Origin of the sequence: Neochlamydia sp. TUME1, assembly GCF_000813645.1 — a bacterium.
Taxonomy (GTDB): Bacteria; Chlamydiota; Chlamydiia; order Chlamydiales; family Parachlamydiaceae; genus Neochlamydia.
This window is the reverse complement of the sequence record NZ_JRXI01000067.1, coordinates 1-3,362: the sequence shown is the minus strand read 5'-3', so window position 1 is coordinate 3,362 and position 3,362 is coordinate 1. Positions and strand designations below refer to the sequence as shown.

General features: G+C 35.9%; 1 protein-coding gene. It reads left to right on the top strand.

Annotated elements, in window-relative coordinates; genetic code table 11:
- Window positions 1–297: 297 nt before the first annotated feature.
- Window positions 298–3,362: tetratricopeptide repeat protein (locus tag DB41_RS10565; RefSeq protein ID WP_155117554.1), on the top strand; the 3,065-nt coding region annotated here is incomplete at its 3' end.

The following is a 3,362-nucleotide window of genomic DNA, read 5'->3' as shown; positions in this document are numbered from 1 at the left end:
GTGTCAGGTCAAGTACTGTCTAGGACAGTTACAACTGACAGAAATAGTACCTGCCAGGTAACTCATGTTTGTCAGTTCAAGTACTGTCTAGGACAAATAAAATCTTCATGCAATTTCCCTGCGTCTTATTTAGGTATCTTTATTTAAAAATATAAAAATTGCCTTTTAAATTTTACTTTTATATAAGAAAATGAAAAATAATTTTTTTGCCCTTCTTTAAAATGTAAGGGTGTAATAGGATTACAAACAACTCTTTACCCTTTGGAATGTAAGTCAGCCTAAAAGAAGGTCAAGCCAATGAGTTTAGCGAACGTATACAGGTCTACTCCATTATTCACTGAAAGCCACTCCCCTCCTATAGCAAAAGATAACGCTTTTGGCCCTCCTAGTCCCTTGGCTAATCTACCTTTAAAAATTTTCAAACAGATTTTTCATTCTTTTAGTAATTTAAGTGAAGACGAATTAAGAAAAATTCTTGATGCAAGAAGCTGTGCCCGTGTGTTTAAACAACACATGCCTAATAATGTTAAGTTCTTGCAGCTCTATCAACCTCAGAACCTAAAACCCTATCTTGATAAACTTTCAAGCCATTTAGCTACATCCCCTTTCCCAATTGACGAGAGCAATAATTTCTTATCCGCAGACCGGCTAGAAGAGAATTATACTCACGTTTTAAAGCTTGCTATCCAAGAAGAAGATCCTATTCAGACAAGATTATGTATAGAAAAACTAGGCGATATCTATTTAATAAAAGGAACTTCGCAAGCATTCCTCCAAGCCGCAGGGCTTTATAATTATGCCCTGCATAATACCTCTTTAGACGAGCAAGAAAATATTAAAGAAAAGCTATTAAAAGTCGAAATTTTGCTTATTAAGGCTTGCAGAGGAGAACCTATAGATATTCCTACATCCAAAAAGCAATTTGAAAATAATCGCGGAGAATTAAAAAAGTTTAGAGAAGAAATAGAGAAAAAAATTCAACTTATCCGCCCAAATCCTTCATCTGAGGAAGTCCGAAAGCTGTATAGTGAGATTGCCCGGGGGATAAAAGCTTTCTTTAAGAGTCTTGTAGATCAAGCTCAAGAGGTTTTAGGATCTGCGCCCTGTGAATATGCAATGATAGGATTTGGTTCGTTAGCGAGGGAAGAGATGACCCCTTACTCCGATCTAGAGTTCGGCATTCTTATACAAGAAGACACTTCTGGAAACAAAGATTATTTCAGACGTCTAACAGCTCTTCTTCACTTAAAAGTGATCAACTTAGGAGAGACAATCCTACCTGCTTTAAATATTCCCTGCATAAAAGAGATTAATTTTTTTGATAGCGTTACTCCTAGAGGCTTTGCCTTTGATGGTGAAGGAGCAGAAGGAAAAGGTTGTAAAACCCCCTCTGGCAATCGCCAAACATTTGAGCTTATCCAAACGCCTGAGAAAATGGCGCATTATGTTGGTAAAGATGAAAAAGGCCAGTGGTGGCATAAAAAAGAGCCTCATCTTTCCATGGAATTACTAAACTTCACTCATTTGGTAGGAAGTGAGAAGCTAACTAAGCACTATAGGAAAAATGCTCAGGACGAGCTTGGCAAGCTTTGTCGCAAAGACTTTGATCTACGTCTATATCTAGCCAAGCATCACCTAGTTCAAGAGGATATGGAAACTTTTAACCCAGGAATAGGTGATTTAGACAAGGAAGGCATGCTTTTTAAAGTAAAAAATAATTTTTATCGTTTTCCTCATTTGGCTTTAGACAGGCTAGCACTCCTTAAAAAAGTAGCGGATTCCAACACTTTTGCTAGGATTGATAGACTAACGGAATTAGAGATTATAACAGAAAATACCGCTGAAAAGTTAAAAGATTGGATAAGCATAGCTTTATTTATGCGTCTTGAGACCTACTCTCATTATCAAGCCCAAAAGGAAATAATGAATCCTCTCATTAAGCCTTTTGGATTTGAAAACCCTATACTTATTCAAAAGCAGTTTGTTTTAAATCCTGCAGCTCTAGAAAAGATAAAAAAAATCTATTGTATCTTTATTCCTTTCTATCAAGCCATTCAAGATTTCTTAGCAGGCAATGAAGAAACACTTCAATCTTCAAAATTAAATGATGATTCATATGAAACCCAAGGAGATATAGCTTTAAGACTTTGTCTACTAGATGAGGCAAAAAAGTGGTATCGCTTAGCAAAAAAAGTAGATTTAGGAAATTCTAACATATTTAATATTCTTGGGCTTATTTATGCTGAAAAAGGAAATCTAAATAAGGCGGCTAAATACCTCCAACAAGCGCTTACAATTCATCAAAATTCAGATAATAAAGTTAATCCTAATATAGCAAGGTATTATAATAATTTAGGCTGTATTTACCAAAAACAAGGAAATCTAGTAAAAGCAATTAAGCATTCTCAGAAAGCGCTGGATATCAAAAGGAAGCTGTTGGGTGAAAATCATTCCAGCATAGCAAATAGCTACACCAATTTGGGAACAATTTATGAGGCACAAGGAAATTTAGCAAAAGCAATCGAGTACTCACAAAAAGCACTAGATATTAAAAAGAAGCTTTTTGATGAAAATCATCCTAGCGTGGCAACTTGTTACCACAACCTAGGGCAAATCTACCTAAACCAAGGCAATTTAGCAAAAGCAGCTGAATATATAAAAAAAGCGGAGAATATTACCACTGAATTATTTGGTGATAATCATCACAATATAGCAACACATCACACCAATCTGGGATTACTTTACCAAAAACAAGGAAATTTAATAAAAGCAGCTGAGCATATCCTAAAAGCACTTGCTATTTACAGTAAGTTATATTGTGAAAATCATCCTGGTGTGGCAATCTCTTACAATAATTTAGGCCAAATTTACCAAGAGCAAGGCAATTTAGAACAGGCGGTAGAATATACTAACAAAGCTCTTGCCATTGACTTTAAGCTTTATGGTAAAAATCATCCTACTGTGGCAGCCTCTTACAATAACTTAGGCCAAATTTACCAAGATCAAGGCAATTTAGGACAGGCTGTAGAATATACTAACAGAGCCCTTGCCATTAACCTTAAAATTTTTGGCGAAAACCATCTTACCGTGGCAACCTCTTACAATAATTTGGGCACCATTTACATGGAGCAAGGTAATTTAGAACAGGCCACAGAATACACTAACAAAGCTCTTGCCATTGACTTTAAGCTTTTTGGTGAAAATCATCCTACTGTGGCAATAGATTACAATAATTTGGGCACCATTTACATGGAGCAAGGTAATTTAGAACAGGCCGCAGAATACACTAACAAAGGGCTTGCCATTGACCTTAAGCTTTTTGGTGAAAATCATCCTGCTGTGGCAAGAGATTACAATAATTT